At 60.2% G+C, this 17,255-nt stretch carries 24 protein-coding genes; 9 read left to right on the top strand and 15 right to left on the bottom strand.

The genetic code is table 11. The annotated features are described in order from the left end of the window. Nucleotides 1-16 precede the first annotated feature (16 nt). The 5 genes from EM858_RS05615 to gatB form a co-directional block, all read right to left on the bottom strand. A complete protein-coding gene (locus EM858_RS05615; RefSeq protein ID WP_003521462.1) occupies nt 17-454 on the bottom strand; it encodes a DUF2155 domain-containing protein in 438 nt (145 codons plus the stop codon). Between the two features lie 132 nt (nt 455-586). Further along, complete coding sequence (locus EM858_RS05620) at nt 587-985, bottom strand: NADH:ubiquinone oxidoreductase subunit NDUFA12 (RefSeq protein WP_003521463.1); 399 nt, start codon at nt 983-985, stop codon at nt 587-589. Between the two features lie 109 nt (nt 986-1,094). After that, nucleotides 1,095-1,568, bottom strand: coding sequence for a GNAT family N-acetyltransferase (locus tag EM858_RS05625; RefSeq protein WP_127756115.1), 474 nt, complete (start codon nt 1,566-1,568; stop codon nt 1,095-1,097). Continuing rightward, on the bottom strand, nt 1,565-2,062 hold the full coding sequence (locus EM858_RS05630; RefSeq protein ID WP_003521465.1) for a GNAT family N-acetyltransferase: 498 nt from the start codon (nt 2,060-2,062) through the stop codon (nt 1,565-1,567). Before EM858_RS05630 ends, EM858_RS05625 begins: the two co-directional genes overlap by 4 nt. A 207-nt stretch (nt 2,063-2,269) precedes the next feature. After that, nucleotides 2,270-3,775, bottom strand: a complete 1,506-nt coding sequence (gene gatB / locus EM858_RS05635; RefSeq protein ID WP_003521466.1) for an Asp-tRNA(Asn)/Glu-tRNA(Gln) amidotransferase subunit GatB — start codon at nt 3,773-3,775, stop codon at nt 2,270-2,272. A 151-nt stretch (nt 3,776-3,926) separates the two neighbouring features. On the opposite strand from gatB, the gene EM858_RS05640 reads away from it, so the two are divergent. Next, nucleotides 3,927-4,244, top strand: coding sequence for a DUF1294 domain-containing protein (locus EM858_RS05640; protein ID WP_164865320.1), 318 nt, complete (start codon nt 3,927-3,929; stop codon nt 4,242-4,244). Here the strand turns inward: EM858_RS05640 and EM858_RS05645 are convergent. Further along, nucleotides 4,241-4,750 carry a GNAT family N-acetyltransferase gene (locus tag EM858_RS05645; protein WP_127756188.1) on the bottom strand — a complete coding sequence of 170 codons (510 nt, stop codon included), beginning with the start codon at nt 4,748-4,750 and terminating at the stop codon, nt 4,241-4,243. The genes EM858_RS05640 and EM858_RS05645 overlap by 4 nt on opposite strands. A 276-nt stretch (nt 4,751-5,026) precedes the next feature. Between EM858_RS05645 and EM858_RS05650 the strand changes: the two genes are divergently transcribed. Further along, the gene (locus tag EM858_RS05650) at nt 5,027-5,284 is read left to right on the top strand and encodes a YjhX family toxin (RefSeq protein ID WP_003521470.1); all 258 of its coding nucleotides are present in this window, start codon (nt 5,027-5,029) and stop codon (nt 5,282-5,284) included. Between the two features lie 69 nt (nt 5,285-5,353). Here EM858_RS05650 and EM858_RS05655 read toward each other — a convergent pair whose 3' ends face one another. The 4 genes from EM858_RS05655 to EM858_RS05670 form a co-directional block, all read right to left on the bottom strand. Beyond that, nucleotides 5,354-5,851 (bottom strand): GNAT family N-acetyltransferase, encoded by a 498-nt coding sequence (locus EM858_RS05655; RefSeq protein WP_272872486.1) that lies wholly within the window; start codon nt 5,849-5,851, stop codon nt 5,354-5,356. After that, nucleotides 5,842-7,323, bottom strand: a complete 1,482-nt coding sequence (gene gatA, locus EM858_RS05660) for an Asp-tRNA(Asn)/Glu-tRNA(Gln) amidotransferase subunit GatA (protein WP_127756117.1) — start codon at nt 7,321-7,323, stop codon at nt 5,842-5,844. Before gatA ends, EM858_RS05655 begins: the two co-directional genes overlap by 10 nt. 53 nt (nt 7,324-7,376) lie before the next feature. After that, nucleotides 7,377-7,664: an Asp-tRNA(Asn)/Glu-tRNA(Gln) amidotransferase subunit GatC gene (gatC, locus tag EM858_RS05665; RefSeq protein WP_003521472.1), complete on the bottom strand. Its 288-nt coding sequence runs from the start codon at nt 7,662-7,664 to the stop codon at nt 7,377-7,379. A 124-nt stretch (nt 7,665-7,788) separates the two neighbouring features. Next, the gene (locus EM858_RS05670) at nt 7,789-8,493 is read right to left on the bottom strand and encodes a metal-dependent hydrolase (protein ID WP_127756118.1); all 705 of its coding nucleotides are present in this window, start codon (nt 8,491-8,493) and stop codon (nt 7,789-7,791) included. An 84-nt stretch (nt 8,494-8,577) separates the two neighbouring features. Here EM858_RS05670 and EM858_RS05675 point away from each other — a divergent pair, with 84 nt between their 5' ends. Further along, entirely contained in the window at nt 8,578-8,880 is a 303-nt protein-coding gene (locus EM858_RS05675) for an alkylphosphonate utilization protein (RefSeq protein ID WP_080817152.1), read from the top strand. Nucleotides 8,881-8,894: 14 nt separating this feature from the next. Further along, entirely contained in the window at nt 8,895-9,374 is a 480-nt protein-coding gene (gene ruvX / locus EM858_RS05680; RefSeq protein WP_127756119.1) for a Holliday junction resolvase RuvX, read from the top strand. Here the strand turns inward: ruvX and EM858_RS05685 are convergent. The 3 genes from EM858_RS05685 to EM858_RS05690 all read right to left on the bottom strand — a co-directional run bounded on the left by EM858_RS05685 (nt 9,326) and on the right by EM858_RS05690 (nt 10,694). Then, nucleotides 9,326-9,643, bottom strand: coding sequence for a DUF6105 family protein (locus tag EM858_RS05685; RefSeq protein ID WP_127756120.1), 318 nt, complete (start codon nt 9,641-9,643; stop codon nt 9,326-9,328). The two genes, ruvX and EM858_RS05685, sit on opposite strands and share 49 nt — an antisense overlap. Next, a complete protein-coding gene (locus EM858_RS27605) occupies nt 9,640-9,774 on the bottom strand; it encodes a hypothetical protein (RefSeq protein ID WP_272872487.1) in 135 nt (44 codons plus the stop codon). Before EM858_RS27605 ends, EM858_RS05685 begins: the two co-directional genes overlap by 4 nt. A 275-nt stretch (nt 9,775-10,049) precedes the next feature. Next, nucleotides 10,050-10,694 carry a TetR/AcrR family transcriptional regulator gene (locus EM858_RS05690; protein ID WP_003521480.1) on the bottom strand — a complete coding sequence of 215 codons (645 nt, stop codon included), beginning with the start codon at nt 10,692-10,694 and terminating at the stop codon, nt 10,050-10,052. A 186-nt stretch (nt 10,695-10,880) separates the two neighbouring features. Here EM858_RS05690 and EM858_RS05695 point away from each other — a divergent pair, with 186 nt between their 5' ends. Together EM858_RS05695 and EM858_RS05700 are read left to right on the top strand one after the other, a co-directional pair. Continuing rightward, nucleotides 10,881-11,156: a type II toxin-antitoxin system prevent-host-death family antitoxin gene (locus tag EM858_RS05695; RefSeq protein WP_127756121.1), complete on the top strand. Its 276-nt coding sequence runs from the start codon at nt 10,881-10,883 to the stop codon at nt 11,154-11,156. Continuing rightward, complete coding sequence (locus EM858_RS05700; protein WP_127756122.1) at nt 11,156-11,578, top strand: hypothetical protein; 423 nt, start codon at nt 11,156-11,158, stop codon at nt 11,576-11,578. Before EM858_RS05695 ends, EM858_RS05700 begins: the two co-directional genes overlap by 1 nt. Nucleotide 11,579: 1 nt before the next feature. On the opposite strand, the gene EM858_RS05705 is transcribed toward EM858_RS05700, so the two are convergent. Together EM858_RS05705 and EM858_RS05710 are read right to left on the bottom strand one after the other, a co-directional pair. Then, on the bottom strand, nt 11,580-12,191 hold the full coding sequence (locus tag EM858_RS05705) for a GNAT family N-acetyltransferase (protein ID WP_127756123.1): 612 nt from the start codon (nt 12,189-12,191) through the stop codon (nt 11,580-11,582). A gap of 137 nt (nt 12,192-12,328) precedes the next feature. Further along, nucleotides 12,329-13,981, bottom strand: coding sequence for an acyl-CoA dehydrogenase family protein (locus tag EM858_RS05710; protein ID WP_020808932.1), 1,653 nt, complete (start codon nt 13,979-13,981; stop codon nt 12,329-12,331). A 326-nt stretch (nt 13,982-14,307) separates the two neighbouring features. Between EM858_RS05710 and EM858_RS05715 the strand changes: the two genes are divergently transcribed. The 3 genes from EM858_RS05715 (at nt 14,308) to EM858_RS05725 (ending at nt 17,208) form a co-directional block, all read left to right on the top strand. After that, nucleotides 14,308-14,739 carry a nuclear transport factor 2 family protein gene (locus EM858_RS05715; RefSeq protein WP_127756190.1) on the top strand — a complete coding sequence of 144 codons (432 nt, stop codon included), beginning with the start codon at nt 14,308-14,310 and terminating at the stop codon, nt 14,737-14,739. Nucleotides 14,740-14,977: 238 nt separating this feature from the next. Continuing rightward, the gene (locus EM858_RS05720) at nt 14,978-15,919 is read left to right on the top strand and encodes an aspartate carbamoyltransferase catalytic subunit (RefSeq protein WP_003521487.1); all 942 of its coding nucleotides are present in this window, start codon (nt 14,978-14,980) and stop codon (nt 15,917-15,919) included. Next, nucleotides 15,916-17,208 (top strand): dihydroorotase, encoded by a 1,293-nt coding sequence (locus EM858_RS05725; protein ID WP_127756124.1) that lies wholly within the window; start codon nt 15,916-15,918, stop codon nt 17,206-17,208. Before EM858_RS05720 ends, EM858_RS05725 begins: the two co-directional genes overlap by 4 nt. Nucleotides 17,209-17,255 lie beyond the last annotated feature (47 nt).

Consider the following 17,255-nt stretch of genomic DNA (forward strand, 5'->3'; position numbering starts at 1 on the left):
CGCGGTCGTGGGTTAATTACTTGCTTGCCGTAGAGGGAGCGGGAACTTCCGAGTCCTGCTTGCAGCCCGTCAGCCACACGTCGTAGATCGGGTGTTCCACAGCGTTGAGGCCGGGGCTGTCGGCGAACATCCAGCCCGTGAAAATCCGCTTGATCTTGCGGTCGAGCGTGATTTCATCAACCTCGACAAAAGCGTCGATCTTCTGGGTTTCCGTCTGGTCACGGGAATAACAGACTTTCGGCGTCACCTGAAGCGCGCCGAACTGCACGGTCTCATCGATGTAAACATCGAAGGAAGTGATGCGGCCGGTGATCTTGTCGATGCCGGAAAACACCGCCACGCGGTTTTCCAGACGGGCAGCAGAAACGGGCGAAATGAGGATGACAGCAGAGACCGCTGCAAACAGCGAGACTGTCAGCGCACGCAAAGAACGATCCCGCGTGAATTTCCTCATACGATATGTCTCCAAATATTTGCCTGTGTCGAACCGCCGACCGGATCAACGCCTAAGGGCGGAATGTGGCAAAAACCGGTGAGGCCGGATGCAAGCGCGGGGTTTTGCACAACACCGCGCATCGCAAGATACTTAGTTGCCGGGTGTCCAGGCGTCGTAGTCGCCGGTCACGCGCGGGCGCTCGCCGGCCACGGCCAACGATCCCTGCGGGCGATAGGCCTTGGAGGAGCCGGTGAGGTTCGGCTGGTGCGGCTTCTGCCAATCGCGCGCAACGTAGCTTTCCTGGCTTGGCGGCACGTCGGTGCGGTAATGCATCCAGCCATGCCAGCCGGGCGGAATGGCCGACGCTTCGGCATAACCGTTATAGATCACCCAGCGGCGCGGCATGCCCCAGGAGGTGGTGCCGCCTTCGTAATAGGTGTTACCCAACTCGTCCTGTCCCACCTTCTTGCCGAAACGCCATGTATGAAACCGCGTTCCGATCGTCTGGCCGTTCCACCAGGTGAAGATTTGCGTCAGGAGAGTCTTCATTCTACGTTCCTCGGGCTTGAATGCGCCGCAGCGATTTTCCGTGCACGGCACAAGACATGCTTATGCCGCCCCTCACGGCAATTGTCCAGCATTTCGAGATATATCCGTGCTATTTCAGCTTCATCCTGAAGCCTAAATGCCGCTTCTCGAAACCCAGCCGCTCATAGAAGCGGTGAGCGTCCAGCCGGGCCATGTTGGACGTCAGCTGCGCGGCGTTCAGGCCCTGCCGGCGGGCTTCTTCCAGGCAATGATTGATCATCACCGCGCCGATGCCGCGACCGCGCATGTCGGCGCGCGTCTGCACCGCCTCAATCACCATGGACTTCGCCCCTCGCCCGACGAGCTTGGTCAGGATCGCCGTCTGGAAGGTGCCGACCACCTCGCCGTCCAGTTCGGCCACATAGAGCGTTTCGCTCGGCGATGCCTCGATGGCGCGGAAAGCGGCGAGATAATCCGGCTGCGCCGATTCTTCCGCCGTATCGCCGTGGCCGCCGATCTCGTCGGCGGCAAAAATGGCGGCGAGTGCCGGAAGATCGTCTTCGCGCGCCGTGCGGATGATCAGCTTGTGCAATGTCTCATTCATCGGGTCAGGCTCTTTTCCATAACGATGCCGGGCAACCCCTCGATGCCCGCCATGCGCTCGATTCGGTCCACCTCCACAAATCCGACGCCTTCATAAAAGGCGATTGCGACAGTATTTTTAGGCTCGACTTCCAGCCGCATGATTTCCGCATCCGGAAAACAGGTTTCCAGTTCGGCGAAGAGATCGCGGCCAATGCCCTGACGCTGAAGATCGGGGGCGACATAGAGCTGGTGCAGCAGGGCCGTTTTCGCCATTTTGGTGGACATGGAGCCATAGGCCATGCCGCCGATCCGCTTGCCGTCGTCAGCCACCAGAAACTCGCCACCCTTTTTCTCGATGCGGTCCTTCATGGCCTGCGGCGAATGCCATGCGAGGATCAACTGGTTCACCTTGTCCACGCCGTAGATCGCATCATAGGTCGCGTGCCACGTCGTGGCGAGCAGGGTGCGCACCGGCTCGATGTCACGCAGGCTTGCCGTGCGGATGAAGAACATGATTTGGCTCCGTCTCAGAATAGAAAAAGCCGGGCGTTGATCCCGGCAAAAGTGATGACAGTCGTTCGTACTCGACGTCATCCTCGGGCTTGTCCCGAGGATCTGAGCACGTTTGACCTTGTGGGTCGTTAGATCCTCGGGACAAGCCCGAGGATGACGGATGAGAGCTGTCGGCCTCAATGCCTCCAGGCACGAGGCAGCGTCCGCTTACTCTTCCTCGATACCGAGCTTGGCCTTCACCAGCGCCTGCACCGCCTGCGGGTTGGCCTTGCCGCCCGTCGCTTTCATGACCTGACCGACGAACCAGCCGGCGAGCGTCGGCTTTGCCTTCACCTTCTCGACCTGATCGGGGTTGGCGGCGATGATCTCGTCCACGGCCTTTTCGATGGCGCCGGTATCGGTCACCTGCTTCATGCCGCGGGCTTCCACGATTTCAGCCGGGTTGCCGCCCTCGTTCCATACGATTTCGAACAGGTCCTTGGCGATTTTGCCGGAAATGGTCTCGGCCTTGATGAGATCGATGATGCCGCCGAGCTGTTCCGGCGAAACCGGCGTCGTCTCGATATCCTTGCCCGATTTGTTCAGCGCGCCGAGCAGATCGTTGATGACCCAGTTGGCGGCTGCCTTCGCATCGCGACCGGCGGCCACGGCCTCGTAATAATCGGCAATCGCCTTTTCCGAAACGAGGATCGAGGCGTCATAGACCGACAGGCCAAGATCGGCCACGAAACGGGCCTTCTTGTCATCGGGTAGTTCCGGCAGATCGACCTTCAGCGCTTCGACGAAAGCATCGTCGAATTCGAGCGGCAGCAGGTCCGGATCGGGGAAATAACGGTAATCATGCGCATCTTCCTTGGAGCGCATGGACCGCGTCTCGCCCTTGCCGGGATCGAACAGGCGGGTTTCCTGATCGATCACGCCGCCATCTTCCAGAATGGCGACCTGGCGACGCGCCTCATATTCGATGGCCTGACCGACAAAGCGGATGGAATTGACGTTCTTGATTTCGCAGCGCGTGCCGAAACCTTCGCCCGGACGGCGCACGGAAACGTTGACGTCGGCGCGCATCGAGCCTTCGTCCATGTTGCCGTCGCAGGTACCGAGATAACGCACGATGGAACGCAGCTTGGTGAGATAGGCCTTGGCCTCATCCGACGAGCGCATGTCCGGCTTGGAGACGATTTCCATCAGCGCCACGCCCGAACGGTTCAAATCCACGAAGGACATGGTCGGGTGCTGGTCATGCATGGACTTGCCGGCGTCCTGCTCCAGATGCAGACGCTCGATGCCGATCTCGATATCTTCGAAATTGCCCTGACGGTCCGGACCGAGCGAAATGGTAATGGTGCCCTCACCGACGATCGGGTCCTTGAACTGCGAAATCTGGTAGCCCTGCGGCAGATCCGGATAGAAGTAGTTCTTGCGGTCGAAGATCGAGCGATGGTTGATCTTCGCCTTCAGGCCAAGACCGGTGCGCACCGCCTGTTTGACGCATTCCTCGTTGATGACGGGCAGCATGCCGGGCATGGCGGCATCCACCAGCGACACGTTGGAATTCGGCGCGTTGCCGAAGGTGGTCGATGCACCGGAAAACAGCTTGGAATTGGAGAGAACCTGCGCATGCACCTCCATGCCGATCACGATTTCCCAATCGCCGGTGGCGCCGGGAATGAAGCGTTTCGGGTCGGGGGTGCGCACGTCTACAAGGGTCATCTGAAGCTCACGATATACGGGTTCTTTGGCCTTGGTGGGTAGAACAAATGGAGCGCGGGCGCAAGACATCTTGCACCCTCTCACGCCAGGCCCGGGATTTTCGCCGATACAGGACACGCGTTTTTTACGCTTCCCGGTTTCAATTCACGTCATGATGACGCTCGCTCTCTGTTTCATAAGCTATATCGCCTTCAATCTTTTCGTCTTTCTTGTCTATTGGTGGGACAAGGAAGCGGCGAGAAATGGCGCATGGCGCATCCGGGAAAGCACGCTGTTATCGCTTGCACTCATCGGCGGCAGCCTGGGCGCAATCTCGGCACAACGGCTGCTGCGGCATAAAACGCGCAAGGAACCGTTCCACAGCATCCTGATATCGATCGTGATATTGCAGCTAGGCCTTGTCGCATCGCTCGCCATCATGCCGGATTGGCCGATGCGGCTGGTGGACGCTCTGCAAACTCCATCTTAGAAAGCCGGCCCATAAAGACCGCTCTCAACCTCGGCCAATTGCTTCTGCAGGCCCACCGACTGCACTTCGCGGTCGAGCTTTGGCGCATAGGAGACGGAGAGCCAGCGGACGCTATAGCCATGGTGGCGGAAAAAGGAGACGGCCGGCTCATTCTGGGCATGGGTTTCAAGCCGGATGGTCTCGAACCCCCTGTCCTCAATCAGCCTTTCGAGATCGCCCAACAGGTGGGTGCCTACCCGCCGGCGCTGAAAATCAGGATCGATCCAGAAATCGGAAATCGTCTCGTCGAAATGTTCTCGCGCCGCCCATCCGGCAACCGAGCCGCCAAACTCCGCCACCCTGATCGCCAGCCATGACGAGCGGGTAAAATTGGAAAAGGCGCTGGCCGCATTGTCGTAAAGGGTCGGGGTGATGCCGAGAGCCGCGGTTGCCTGTCGCCATGCCCTGAGGCCGATGGCCGCCAGAACCTCCGCTTCCTGCTCATGCGCATTGCGAATGACGATCAAGCCGCGCCCTCCATGGCCGTTGAAATTAAACCATTGCCGGCGCGATTCGACCAGCATGGTTTTTCTCGCGCCTGGCGGGACTTGACCGCCTCGGCTTTGCCCGCTACCCAAAAGGAGCAAGAACGGAGTTTTTATGTTCGCTCAATCGGAGTCCCGGTAAAGGCCCTGCCCGCAAGTTTATTGCGCGCCGGGCCATGCTGAAACCGAGCCGGATGCCTTAACGGCACCCGGATTTGCTTTCACGCGTCTATATGACGCCGACCGGACTTCCAAAAAATGGACATTTCCCGCGCCGAACAGCGCATTCTTCACCTGCTCGCCCAGGGCGGCAGAATTGAACTCGTTCGAGACGACGCCCACAAAATCGAAAAACTCGCGCTCTACACGCGTGACGGCTGGATTTTCAGCGGCCTCGATCTCCTCACTTTCCGCAAACTGAAACGGAAGAGAGCCATCGCCTCCTCGGGCGGCAAGCCTTACCGCATCACCACGCGCGGGTTGGAACTCGTGCGGGGTGAGCTGGACAATCGATAAATCAACCGGGCGGCGGCAATGCTGTCGCCCGGCATTTCGCCGAGAAGCAACTGCGGCCGTAAGAGCGGGTTATAGCGAGAGCCTGCGCTCCAGCTTCACCTTCTCGAGTTCGACTTTCATGATGTCGGACCATTCCACGCCGCGCCAGACGATCTCAAATCCGCAACGCTCGTAAAGACCGATGGCTGCGCGGTTTCTGGCATGGGTGTCGATGGTGGCGAGCGGCAGGCCTTGCGCACGCATTCTGTCGAGAAAATGAAGGATGAGGGCTTTGCCGATCCCCTTGCCCTGCCAGTTCGGGTCCACCCAGAGATCGGAAATGTGATGCGGCGCCGTATCGCACGCTCCCCAGCCGGCAACAACGCCGTCCATTTCAGCGACGACAATATCACCGGTCGGAGACTTGGCGAAACTCTCGAATTCGCCCCTCACCCGCTCGATGACATCGGGATCGAGATAGCTGTCGTCGAAGGCGTCACCGGAACGCCAGGCGGCAAAACCGACGAAGCCGACCGTATCGCGGTCGGCTTCATTCATGTCTCGTAGCGTGAGGCTTTTCACCACCATTTGGCGGGGGTGAACTTGCCGGCCGCCTGCTCGATGGCGTGCGCCGTCTTGAACAGCGTTTCTTCCTCGAAAGGCTTGCCGATAAGCTGGAGGCCGAGCGGCAGGCCCTTGCCGTCAAGGCCGGCGGGAACCGAAAGGCCCGGAAGACCCGCCATGTTGACGGTGATTGTGAAAACGTCCTGCAGGTACATCTTCACCGGATCGGAGGCGAGTTCCTCGTCACCGACTGCGAAGGCGGAAGACGGGGTGATCGGCGCCAGAATGGCGTCGACGCCTTCGTGGAAGACGTTTTCGAAGTCGCGCTTGATGAGGGTGCGGACCTTCTGCGCCTTCAGATAATAGGCGTCGTAGTAACCGGCGGACAGCACATAGGTGCCAACCATGATGCGGCGCTGCACTTCCTTGCCGAAGCCGGAGGCGCGGCTCTTTTCGTACATGTCGGCAATGTCCTTGCCGTCGACGCGCAGGCCGTAACGAACGCCGTCATAACGGGCAAGGTTGGACGAGGCTTCCGCCGGCGCGACGATGTAGTAAGCAGGCAGCGCGTATTTGGTGTGCGGCAGCGAAATATCGACCACTTCGGCACCGGCATCGCGCAGCCACTCGACGCCCTTGGCCCAGAGCTTTTCGATTTCTTCCGGCATGCCATCGACGCGATATTCCTTCGGAATACCGATCTTCAGGCCCTTGAGCGACTGGCCGATGGCCTTTTCGTAGTCCGGCACCGGCAGGTCGACGGAGGTCGTATCCTTGGCGTCGACGCTCGCCATGGTCTTCAGCAGGATCGCGGCATCACGCACGTCACGGGCAATTGGGCCGGCCTGATCGAGCGAAGAGGCATAAGCGACGATGCCGAAGCGCGAGCAGCGGCCATAGGTGGGCTTGATGCCAACGGTGCCGGTGAAGGCTGCCGGCTGGCGGATGGAGCCGCCGGTGTCGGTCGCGGTGGCGCCGGCGCACAGATGCGCGGCCACGGCTGCGGCGGAACCGCCGGAGGAGCCGCCGGGGACCAGCTTCTGGTCGGAGCCATTGGCGCGCCACGGGTTGATGGCCGGGCCGTACCAGGAGCTTTCATTGGACGAGCCCATGGCGAATTCGTCCATGTTGAGCTTGCCGAGCATGACGGCGCCCTGATCCCAGAGGTTCTGGGTGACGGTGGATTCATATTTCGGCTTGAAGCCATCGAGAACATGCGAACATGCCTGCGTGTGCACGTCACGGGTGGCGAAAAGGTCCTTCACGCCAAGCGGAACGCCTTCCAGCTCGCCAGCCTTGCCGGCAGCGATGCGTTCGTCGGAGGCTTTCGCCATGTCGCGCGCCTTTTCAGGCGTTGTCGCCACATAGGCGTTCAGCGCGCCGTTGGCCGCATCGATGGCGGAGAGATAGGCGTCGGTCAGCTCGAGGGCGGAAAACTCTTTGGCCTTCAGCTTTTCGCGGGCTTCGGCAATGGTCAGGCTCGTCAGGTCGGTCATGGTCGGCAACGGCTTTCGAAATCTTGGAAAAATCGGGCGGCAGAGGCGGTCGCTTATTCGACCACTTTCGGGACCATGAAGAAGTCCCGGTCGGTCGCAGGCGCATTGGCGACAATGTCTTCCGCCTTGTTGCCGTCTGTCACCACATCGGCGCGTTTTTTCATGTCCACCGGGGTGACTGACGTCATCGGCTCGACGCCGTCGACATTCACTTCCGAAAGCTGCTCCACGAAACCGAGTATGCCGTTCAGCTGGCCGAGCATATTCTGTGCTTCTTCTTCGCTGACAGCGATACGGGCAAGGCGCGCAACGCGCTTCACGGTGGCGAGATCGACGGACATGGTTCTACTCCGATGGGATATTTCCCATTCGCTATAATCACCATGTCCGTCATTCGCAACGGTAGAAAGCATGTCGCGCCAAACTGTATGGCGGTTTGCGGTCGCAACATGCACGGGCAAAATGTCAGAAGGACAGCGTATCGCCGGCCTTCGGCGTGTGGACGCGCGCTTCCGCCCCTTCCATGCCGGCCACGAACTTCTCCGGCGTCTGGTCGATGATCGGGAAGGAACCGTAGTGGCAGGGAAGCACATGCTCAAACTTGAAGAAGCGCTGGCAGGCGAGCGCGGCGACGGCTCCGCCCATGGTGAAGCGGTCACCGATCGGCACAAGGCCGATATCCGGCTGATGCAGTTCATTGATGAGTTTCATGTCGGAGAAGATATCGGTGTCGCCCATGTGATAGACGGCCGGGCCATCCTCGAAATGCAGCATCAGGCCATTGGCATTGCCGAGCGAATGGGAGACGCCGTCTTCGGTGATCTGGGCAGAGGAATGCAGCGCATTGGTGAAGGTGACGGAAAAACCGTCGAAATGCACCGTGCCGCCGGTATTGCCCATATCAACCTTCGCGACGCCCTTGGCGGAAAGCCAGGCGGCAAGATCGGCATTCGCCAGCACGGTCGCGCCGGTTTCGCGGGCAAGCTGGACTGTATCGCCGACATGGTCGCCATGGCCGTGGGTCAGGAGAATATGGGTGACGCCTTCGGCTGCCGACTTTCCATCCTGCCCTGCAAAACCGGGGTTGCCGGTGAAGAACGGATCGATGAGGATCTTCGCGCTGCCGTTTTCGAGGCGGAAGGCGGAATGGCCGAGCCAGGTGATTTTCATGGGAAGTTCTCCTTTGTATTGCCGGTATATTATGACATAGGACGGCCTGAACAACCGCACTACCAATATTTAAGAGAGGCGACCATGGCCGCAAATGATGACGAGTACGTGTATGATGAGGCGACCGGTGAATGGCGACCGGCCTCCGAACTGGCTGCAGAAGCGGCGCGTGCGAATGAAGTGCGCGATGCGGCGGGCAATGTGCTGGCGGATGGCGATTCCGTCACCCTGATCAAGGATTTGAAGGTCAAGGGCACGAGCACGGTCATCAAGCAGGGCACCGTCATCAAGTCGATCCGCCTGACCGATAATCCGGAAGAGATCGATTGCAGACATGATGCGGTGAAGGGTCTGGTGCTGCGCACCGAATTCGTCCGCAAACGATAAGGGCAACACGCGACATGGGAACACTCACCATTGAGGAACTGGCGCAGACGCTCCAGCCGGGACAGGCGATTGCCGGCCTCGACCTTGGCACGAAGACGATCGGGCTTGCCATGTCGGACCTGTCGCGGCGTTTCGCAACGCCGCGCCCCGTCATCAAACGGGTGAAATTCACGCAGGATGCGGAAGTACTGCTGGCCTTCGCCGAAAAGGAAAAAGTTTTCGCATTCATCATCGGCCTGCCGATGAACATGGATGGTTCGGCCGGTCCCCGCGTGCAGGCGACGCGCGCCTTCGTGCGCACCATGGGCGAAAAAACCGCCCTGCCCTTCATTTTCTGGGATGAGCGGCTTTCGACGGTCGCGGCCGAGCGCGCATTGCTGGAAATGGACGTCTCACGCGCAAAGCGCGCCGAACGCATCGATTCGGCCGCGGCAAGCTTCATTCTTCAGGGCGCGCTGGACAGGCTTTCCGCACTCACCAGCGCGGCCGACTGACGGCCCTGCCACCAGGCCGCAATCTGCTTTCTCTTGCGGAAGGCGAGAATCGCAAAAACGATCAGGCTGTCGACGGCGATGGCGCGCGCCACCAGCGGCGGCAGGCTTTCCGGCGGCAGGCCGAGAATATTGCCGTAAATCTCGAACACCAGATCATGGGTCTGGCGTGTGAGCATGTAGAAACCGAAGCTCATGTCGTAATAGGAAAGCCAGTACCAGCTGCCCAGCAGCGCGACGGGACCGGCCCAGAGGATCAGAAACCACTTCATGCCGCCTGCCCCCGCACAAACATCATATCGGGAACGCCGGCAAGCACCGCCCAGCGCACCACGGCCATAAGGCAGAGGTTCAGCGCCGGCGCGTCGATATCCAACGGCAGCATCACAAAAAACGTCATCATGACGCCTAAAGCTGTCCAGCGGCTCACTTGCGGCTCCCTTATGCGCAGTCATTGCGCACGGTTAACATTTCGTTAACCCACACTGGACCGGCAGCCATGGCGAGGCAAATGAAAGCTGTCATTATGGTTAACGACGGGCGGCCGACATGTGGAAAAGAACGTGATCGCGTGAACGGCCGGATGCACCGGGCGGTTGCCGGCCCGGTGAAAACATGACTGATTTTTCTTTAATGCGCAGGTCCAGGCGCAACTGCCTTGCGCCTGCGGAAACCGGTTCAGCCGTAAACGCCGCGCACCAGCCTTTTGACGGCAGTGGCGATCTTGTCCCAGTCCCGGTCTGATTTCAGCGGTACACCGGCGAACTGACCGCTGGTGGCAGCGGAAATGACGAGGTGCTGAATGGCGGCGAACAGTACGGCATTGACCGCCGCTGTATCCACACCCTTCGGCGCCGCCAGCGAACCGCGCATCCGCTCCAGCCATTTGCCGAGCGATTTGGCGCGGGCTTCGGCCAACTGACGCACCTGCGGTGAACCGTCAGACACTTCCCAGGCGATGATCTTGCAGACGAGAGGATCGCTGCGCAGCGCATCCATGAAATAAAGCGCCAGCTTTTCCATGAGGTCGCCATAGGTCAAAAGGAACATGCCGCCGGTATCCTCCGGAATGCGATCCTTCACCCAGGACCCAAGGTCCTCGCCGATCGCCTCGATCAGGCCATCGAGGCCGCCGAAATAACGGTAGATGAGCTGTTTGTCGCAGCCGGCGCGGCGGGCAACGGCATTGATGCCAAAACCCTGAAATCCCTCTTCGGCAAGCAGCGACCGCGCCGCATTAAAAATCGCCTTCTCGGTCTGAGCGCGATCCTTGATGCGCTTTTCCGGTCTGTCGGCTGAAATCGCCTCTGCGGTCGCCAGCATGATTCCCTACCCGTTTTCTGAAAGGCCTTCCTCAACGGGTTAACAAAGCATGAAGGGAAGAACAACGTGGCGGGGCGGATGAAGAGAAGGTTCTTGTGGATGAGCGGGCCGCCAGACCAAAATCGACGGCTTTAAATTTTCTGTATTTTCTGTATTATTCAGGAAATACAGATTTGAGGATTCCTCATGAAAAGAAAATCCATTTCCACGGTGGAGTTTATGCGACATTTCGGTCGCTACCATGACGAAGCGCAGAAATCGCCCATTTTGCTGACGAAGCATGGGCGACCTTCTGTCGTGGTGGTGCCGGTCGAACTTTTCGAAAAAATGCTGGGAAGCGACGATCCGCGCAGGTCTTACGCAGCCGGCGAAATGCCCGATGAATTGGCCGCCATGTTCAACACCCAGCTGGAGACAGACTCCGAAGAATATCGGACATCCCGCGATGAGCAGGACAGATAATGTCCAAGTTCAGACGCGGTGATATCGTTTCCTATCCCTATTTGTGGCGATGGCAGTCTACGGCTAATCCAACGCGTGACCATGGGGAAAAAGATCGCCCCGTCTGCATGATCCTGACGATTACGGACGCGCAGGGCTTGTCGCATATATTGCTGCTGCCCATTTCATCGAAACCGCCGCAGGACAGCCAGCAGCGGGCAATCGAAATACCGAAGCTCGAGCTTCGGCGCGCAAAACTAACCGACTATGATCGCGGCTGGATTACCGTCAGCGAATGCAATTACGACGTGATCGAACGGTCCTACCATTTCAACGCTCTTCAACAGCCCATCGGGCGTTTCAGCGAGACATTTCTTGAAGACATTCGCACTGCCTTTGCACCGTTTCTAGCGGCGGGGGCAGCGCGGGTCATTAGAACCTGAATCATTCCAGCGCCATGCCGAACCAGACGCTGCCCGGCGTTTCGTGGCTCTCGAGGCGTTTGAAACCGCGGGTTTCCCAGAAGCGCATGCCCGCATGGTTGCGTTCGCTGGCGCCGAGGTGGATGCCGTAGACGTTGTTCTGTCTTGCCATATCGAGCCAGCGCGACAGAAGCCGGGTGCCGCCGCCCTTGCCCTGCGTGCGCGGCAAGAGGTTCATGTGGATATGCGCCGGAAACGGATCGATGAGCCAGGCGGGCGTGCGGCGCGGATGGTGGATGAACTGGGCGCGGCGCTGGTCGGCGTCCCATGTCTGCTGGTCGCCGCCGGGATCGGGATAAAGGCTGCGCAGATGCGGCCACCATTCCCGCTCCAGCCGCTCTTCGTGCACCGCCGTATCGAGAGCGCCGACGATATAACCGCACACACCTTCCTCATCTTCCGCCACGAAAACGGCATCGGGCCAGAGATGCAGATAGGGCACGGAATAGATATGCCCGACCATGCGGCCATCATTGTAAAGGGCGGTGGCGTCCTGCCCGGCATCGCCGGTGGCAAGGCTTATGGCGTAGAGCGCGTCTTCATCCTCGGCGCGGGCGGAACGGAAGGTCAGCATTGGCAGCCGCCTTCCCTTGTCGCGCATCGATGCACGAAAGTGTCACGACAGATCAGAACACGCTTTACGCCATTGCTGTTTTTCAAATCCGAGACCCCTCCCGCCGGGACTGCAAAACCTTCATCCGCATGCATCGGTCAAGATGCAGGCGGATAAAGAAGATCGATTATATAATTCGGATCGAAGCGGGAATCGAGCATGCCGTAAGTATGCCGCCAGCCGCCTGCGAGACGGGTCTCGAGGAAGGCATCGGCGATCTTGCCGGCACCGAGACGGCAAAGCTCGGCGGCAGCGGCCGCAAGCGCGAACTGCTCGACCAGCAGGCGGGCCGCTCCCTCATCACGTTCGGCAAGGGCGATTGCGGCGCGCAGCACATCGGTGGTCTTCTTGCCGGCTGCACCCAGATCGCGCTCCAGCGTCTGGAAGACGAGATCGAACAGATCCTTGCCGCGCTGGAGAACCCGCAGCACATCCAGGGCCATGACGTTGCCGGAGCCTTCCCAGATAGCGTTGACGGGCGCTTCGCGATAGTGGCGGGCAATCGGCCGCTCTTCCACGTAACCGTTGCCGCCAAGGCACTCCATGGCCTCATAGATAAGCGCCGGCGCGATCTTGCAGCACCAGTATTTGACGATGGGCGTCATCACCCGCGCATAGGCGGCTTCGGCCGGATTGTTGCGGGCGGCGTCGAATGCGGTCGCCAGCCGGAAGGAGAGCGCAGTGGCCGCCGCCACATCCAGCGCCATGTCGGCAAGAACGCGCGTCATGATCGGCTGTGTGACCAGCATCTTGCCGAAAACAGAACGGCCGCGGGCATAATGTACGGCTTCGGCAAGCGAGGCGCGCATCATGCCGGCGGAGGCAAGCGCGCAGTCCAGCCGCGTCAGCGTCACCATGTCGAGGATCGTACGGATACCGCTGCCGGGATCGCCCAGCAGATAACCGAAGGCATCGGTGAATTCGACTTCGGCGGATGCGTTGGAGCGGTTGCCGAGCTTGTCCTTCAGGCGCTGGAAATGCAGGCCGTTCTTCGAACCGTCTTCCAGATAACGCGGCACGAGGAAGCAGCCCATGCCGTCGCCCATCTGCGCGAGCATGACGAAACCGTCGCTCATCGGCGCGGACAGGAACCACTTGTGACCGGACAGGCGATAGATGCCCTCTCCCACCCGCTCGGCCGTCGTGCGGTTGGCGCGCACATCCGTGCCGCCCTGCTTTTCCGTCATGCCCATGCCAATGGTGACGGCGGTTTTCTGCAGGGCCGGTTTCTGCGAGGAATCATATTTGCGCGAGAGAATCTTCGGCGCCCATTCCTTCTGCACACGCGGCGAAGCCATGATGGCCGCGACGGAGGCGCTGGTCATGGTCAGCGGGCAAAGATGCCCGGCCTCGAGTTGCGAGGTCAGGTAGAACTTCGTGGCGCGGGCCTTGTGCTCATTGCCGCGCGTATCGGGAGAATTTTCCCAGACGCTGGAATGCAGGCCTGACGACATGGAACGGCGCATCAGCGCGTGCCAGGCCGGATGGAACTCCACCTGATCCAGACGCTCGCCGCGCGGGCCGTGGGTATGCAGTTGCGGCACGCCCTGATTGGCCATGCGCGCCAGTTCCTGCGCCTCATGCGACGTGACGTAACGGCCGAGCTGGTCGAACTCGTCCCTCAGATTGCGCGACAGGCCGGAGGTGAGATCGACGATCAGCGGATCGGAACGATAGGCGTTGATACCGGACCAGAGGCTTGGCTGGTTCAGTTCGGCGAGCGTTTCTTCTGTCCGGGAATTCTGGGTCATCCGCTGCTTCTAGCTGTTTTGTACTGGCGTTGCATAGTGGGGTGATATTGCATAATTCCACCCGCAGGAAGCGATTGAGACGATTAAACCGCCGCTTTCAGCATTTTTCGGGAGTGATCCTGATTTAGGTATCCGGCCCGGAGAACACCAAACACGTTTCCGGCAAGACCGGCGACAATCCCCCCAAAAAAGCCGCGCAGAAGTTGCGGCCACGACCGGCGGGCATGCGGATAAACGCATTCTCCATAATCTGCGGCCTGATGTGGAACCTGCGGCAGGCTTTTTCGGTTGGCGACTTTGCGGAACGGCTGCACAGGGAGGAGACCATGGAGGCCAGCGTAAGAAAGCTCTTCGAGCGATATGAACGATTTTTCAACAAGTCCCTCAAGGGTGACATGGATATGGAGGAGGTCGCCTCCCTCTACGCCTCAGACTTCATCGCCGCCTCCCCCGCCGGGGTGATGACCGGAAAGAACGATGACCACTTGAAGCAGGTCATGATGAAGGGTTACGAGCGCTACCGGACGATCGGAACGAAGGAGATGCGGATACGCGACATCCGTATCTCACCCATCGATGAACACCATTGCCTTGCCCATGTTGCCTGGACGGCGACCTTTGCCCGCAAACGGCAACCGGATGCCGCAATCGATTTCGATGTTCATTACTTCGTCCAGAGGCTGGATGGAGCGCCGAAAGTTTTCGGCTGGGCGTCAGGCGACGAACAGGCGCTTTTGAAGGAGCATGGCATCGTCTGATACCTGCGCCTTCCATCGTCAGGCCGTTTGCCCTCGAGGGTTGGGGAAACATCGCCATGTTTTCATTTCAGCAGTTGCGGGCGCTTGCCCCGCGACCATGCAGTCTCTATAGAGCGCAGGACCGAATTCCGCCGCACTCCTGAGGCGTGTTCACAGCGAATGGGAGCGCACGGATCAGCATTCGGGCGTTCCGGGCATTTTCACGGGAAAATGCGGCGCCCGTCAGGAGGCAAACCGCATGGTCTTCTTCCCCCATCGCCATCTCCTCGGCATCAAGGGGCTTTCCCATCAGGATATTACCCTGCTTCTCGACAAAGCCGACGAGGCGGTGAAAATCAGCCGCCAGCGCGAGAAAAAGACCTCGACGCTTCGGGGCCTGACGCAAATCAACCTGTTCTTCGAAGCCTCGACGCGCACGCAGTCCTCCTTCGAGCTTGCCGGAAAGCGTCTCGGCGCAGACGTGATGAACATGTCGGTCGGCAATTCCTCGGTGAAGAAGGGCGAGACGCTGATCGATACGGCGATGACGCTGAACGCCATGCGCCCGGATGTGCTGGTGGTTCGCCACTCCTCCGCCGGTGCGGCCGCGCTGCTCGCGCAAAAGGTCGCCTGCTCCGTCGTCAATGCCGGCGACGGCCAGCATGAGCACCCGACGCAGGCGCTGCTCGACGCGCTGACCATCCGCCGCGCCAAGGGCGAACTGTCCGGCATCACGGTGGCGATCTGCGGCGACGTGCTGCATTCGCGCGTTGCCCGCTCCAACATCATCCTGCTCAACCAGATGGGTGCGCGCGTTCGCGTCGTGGCCCCCGCCACGCTGCTGCCCTCCGGTATCCGCGACATGAGTGTGGAAGTCTTCCACGACATGAAGGAAGGGCTGAAGAATGCCGATGTGGTGATGATGCTGCGCCTGCAGCGCGAGCGCATGTCCGGCTCCTTCGTGCCTTCGGTGCGCGAATATTTCCATTATTACGGCCTCGATGCAGAAAAGCTGAAGGCGGCGAAGGAAGATGCGCTGGTCATGCATCCCGGCCCGATGAACCGCGGCGTGGAAATCGCCTCCGACGTGGCCGACGGTCCGCAGAGCGTGATCGAAAGTCAGGTTGAAATGGGGGTTGCCGTGCGCATGGCGGTCATGGAAACCCTGCTTGTCTCGCAAAATCAGGGTGAGCGCGTATGAGTGCCGTTACCGTTCTCAAGAACCTTCGCATCGTCGATCCTTCCCGTAATCTCGACGAGACCGGCAGTGTGATCATCGGCGCCGACGGCACCATTCTGGCGGCCGGCAAGGACGCACATAATCAGGGCGCTCCCGAAGGGGCGACCATTCGCGACTGCAAGGGTCTGCTGGCCGTTCCCGGTCTGGTGGACGCCCGTGTTTTCGTGGGTGAGCCGGGTGCCGAACACCGCGAAACCATCGAATCCGCCTCGCGCGCGGCAGCGGCCGGCGGTGTTACCAGCATCATCGTCATGCCCGATACCGACCCCGTCATCGATGACATCGCGCTGGTCGAATATGTGAAGAAGACGGCGCGCGACAAGGCGCTCGTCAATGTGCATCCCGCAGCAGCACTCACCAAGGGTCTGAACGGCGAGGAAATGACCGAATTCGGCATGTTGAAGGAAGCCGGCGCGGTGGCCTTCACCAATGGCCGCAAGGCGCTTTCCGATACGCTGGTGCTGCGCCGCGCCATGACCTATGCGCGCGAACTGGGCGCAGTGATCGCGCTCGAGACGCGCGACAAATATATCGGCGGCGGTGACATGAATGAGGGGCTTTTCGCGAGCTGGCTCGGGCTGTCGGGCGTTCCGAAGGAAGCCGAGATCATTCCGCTGGAGCGCGACCTGCGCATTGCCGGGCTGACACAGGCGATTTACCACGCCGCCAAGATTTCCGTGCCCGAATCGGCAGAAGCGATCCGCGTTGCGCGGCAGCGGGGCGTCAAAGCCACCTGCGGCATCTCGATCAACCATCTGACGCTCAACGAGAACGATATCGGTGAATACCGCACCTTCTTCAAGCTCTCCCCGCCGCTGCGCGCCGAAGACGACCGTAAGGCCATGGTGGAAGCGCTGAAGGACGGCACCATCGACATTATTGTCTCCTCGCACGACCCGCAGGATGTCGACACCAAGCGGCTGCCGTTTTCGGATGCGGCGAGCGGCGCGGTCGGGCTCGAAACCCTGCTGGCGGCGGCGCTGCGCCTGCACCATAGCGGCGAAGTTCCGCTGATGCGGCTGATCGATGCGCTCTCCACCCGCCCGGCGAAGATTTTCGGACTGGATGCGGGAACGCTGAAGGCGGGCGCGAAGGCCGATATCACGCTGATCGACCTCGACGAGCCATGGCTCGTGGCAAAGGAGCAGCTGGTCTCGAAATCCAAGAACACCCCGTTCGAGGATGCCCGTTTCAGCGGCCGCGCGGTTGCCACTTATGTGGCTGGCAAAGCCGTTCATTCCTTGGCATAAGATCACCAGCAGAGATCACGCGGCCAGCGCGACAGAGGGGACGTTTG

Source organism: Agrobacterium sp. CNPSo 2736, assembly GCF_004005385.1.
Lineage (GTDB): Bacteria > Pseudomonadota > Alphaproteobacteria > Rhizobiales > Rhizobiaceae > Agrobacterium > Agrobacterium leguminum.

Excerpts from the sequence above, each read along its gene's own strand:
- EM858_RS05615 (WP_003521462.1), bottom strand. The coding sequence starts at position 454 with ATGAGGAAATTCACGCGGGATCGTTCTTTGCGTGCGCTGACAGTCTCG.
- EM858_RS05620 (WP_003521463.1), bottom strand. The coding sequence starts at position 985 with ATGAAGACTCTCCTGACGCAAATCTTCACCTGGTGGAACGGCCAGACG.
- EM858_RS05625 (WP_127756115.1), bottom strand. The coding sequence starts at position 1,568 with ATGAATGAGACATTGCACAAGCTGATCATCCGCACGGCGCGCGAAGAC.
- EM858_RS05630 (WP_003521465.1), bottom strand. The coding sequence starts at position 2,062 with ATGTTCTTCATCCGCACGGCAAGCCTGCGTGACATCGAGCCGGTGCGC.
- gatB (WP_003521466.1), bottom strand. The coding sequence starts at position 3,775 with ATGACCCTTGTAGACGTGCGCACCCCCGACCCGAAACGCTTCATTCCC.
- EM858_RS05640 (WP_164865320.1), top strand. The coding sequence starts at position 3,927 with ATGATGACGCTCGCTCTCTGTTTCATAAGCTATATCGCCTTCAATCTT.
- EM858_RS05650 (WP_003521470.1), top strand. The coding sequence starts at position 5,027 with ATGGACATTTCCCGCGCCGAACAGCGCATTCTTCACCTGCTCGCCCAG.
- EM858_RS05655 (WP_272872486.1), bottom strand. The coding sequence starts at position 5,851 with ATGGTGGTGAAAAGCCTCACGCTACGAGACATGAATGAAGCCGACCGC.
- gatA (WP_127756117.1), bottom strand. The coding sequence starts at position 7,323 with ATGACCGACCTGACGAGCCTGACCATTGCCGAAGCCCGCGAAAAGCTG.
- gatC (WP_003521472.1), bottom strand. The coding sequence starts at position 7,664 with ATGTCCGTCGATCTCGCCACCGTGAAGCGCGTTGCGCGCCTTGCCCGT.
- EM858_RS05670 (WP_127756118.1), bottom strand. The coding sequence starts at position 8,493 with ATGAAAATCACCTGGCTCGGCCATTCCGCCTTCCGCCTCGAAAACGGC.
- EM858_RS05675 (WP_080817152.1), top strand. The coding sequence starts at position 8,578 with ATGGCCGCAAATGATGACGAGTACGTGTATGATGAGGCGACCGGTGAA.
- ruvX (WP_127756119.1), top strand. The coding sequence starts at position 8,895 with ATGGGAACACTCACCATTGAGGAACTGGCGCAGACGCTCCAGCCGGGA.
- EM858_RS05685 (WP_127756120.1), bottom strand. The coding sequence starts at position 9,643 with ATGAAGTGGTTTCTGATCCTCTGGGCCGGTCCCGTCGCGCTGCTGGGC.
- EM858_RS27605 (WP_272872487.1), bottom strand. The coding sequence starts at position 9,774 with ATGATGACGTTTTTTGTGATGCTGCCGTTGGATATCGACGCGCCGGCG.
- EM858_RS05690 (WP_003521480.1), bottom strand. The coding sequence starts at position 10,694 with ATGCTGGCGACCGCAGAGGCGATTTCAGCCGACAGACCGGAAAAGCGC.
- EM858_RS05695 (WP_127756121.1), top strand. The coding sequence starts at position 10,881 with ATGAAAAGAAAATCCATTTCCACGGTGGAGTTTATGCGACATTTCGGT.
- EM858_RS05700 (WP_127756122.1), top strand. The coding sequence starts at position 11,156 with ATGTCCAAGTTCAGACGCGGTGATATCGTTTCCTATCCCTATTTGTGG.
- EM858_RS05705 (WP_127756123.1), bottom strand. The coding sequence starts at position 12,191 with ATGCTGACCTTCCGTTCCGCCCGCGCCGAGGATGAAGACGCGCTCTAC.
- EM858_RS05710 (WP_020808932.1), bottom strand. The coding sequence starts at position 13,981 with ATGACCCAGAATTCCCGGACAGAAGAAACGCTCGCCGAACTGAACCAG.
- EM858_RS05715 (WP_127756190.1), top strand. The coding sequence starts at position 14,308 with ATGGAGGCCAGCGTAAGAAAGCTCTTCGAGCGATATGAACGATTTTTC.
- EM858_RS05720 (WP_003521487.1), top strand. The coding sequence starts at position 14,978 with ATGGTCTTCTTCCCCCATCGCCATCTCCTCGGCATCAAGGGGCTTTCC.
- EM858_RS05725 (WP_127756124.1), top strand. The coding sequence starts at position 15,916 with ATGAGTGCCGTTACCGTTCTCAAGAACCTTCGCATCGTCGATCCTTCC.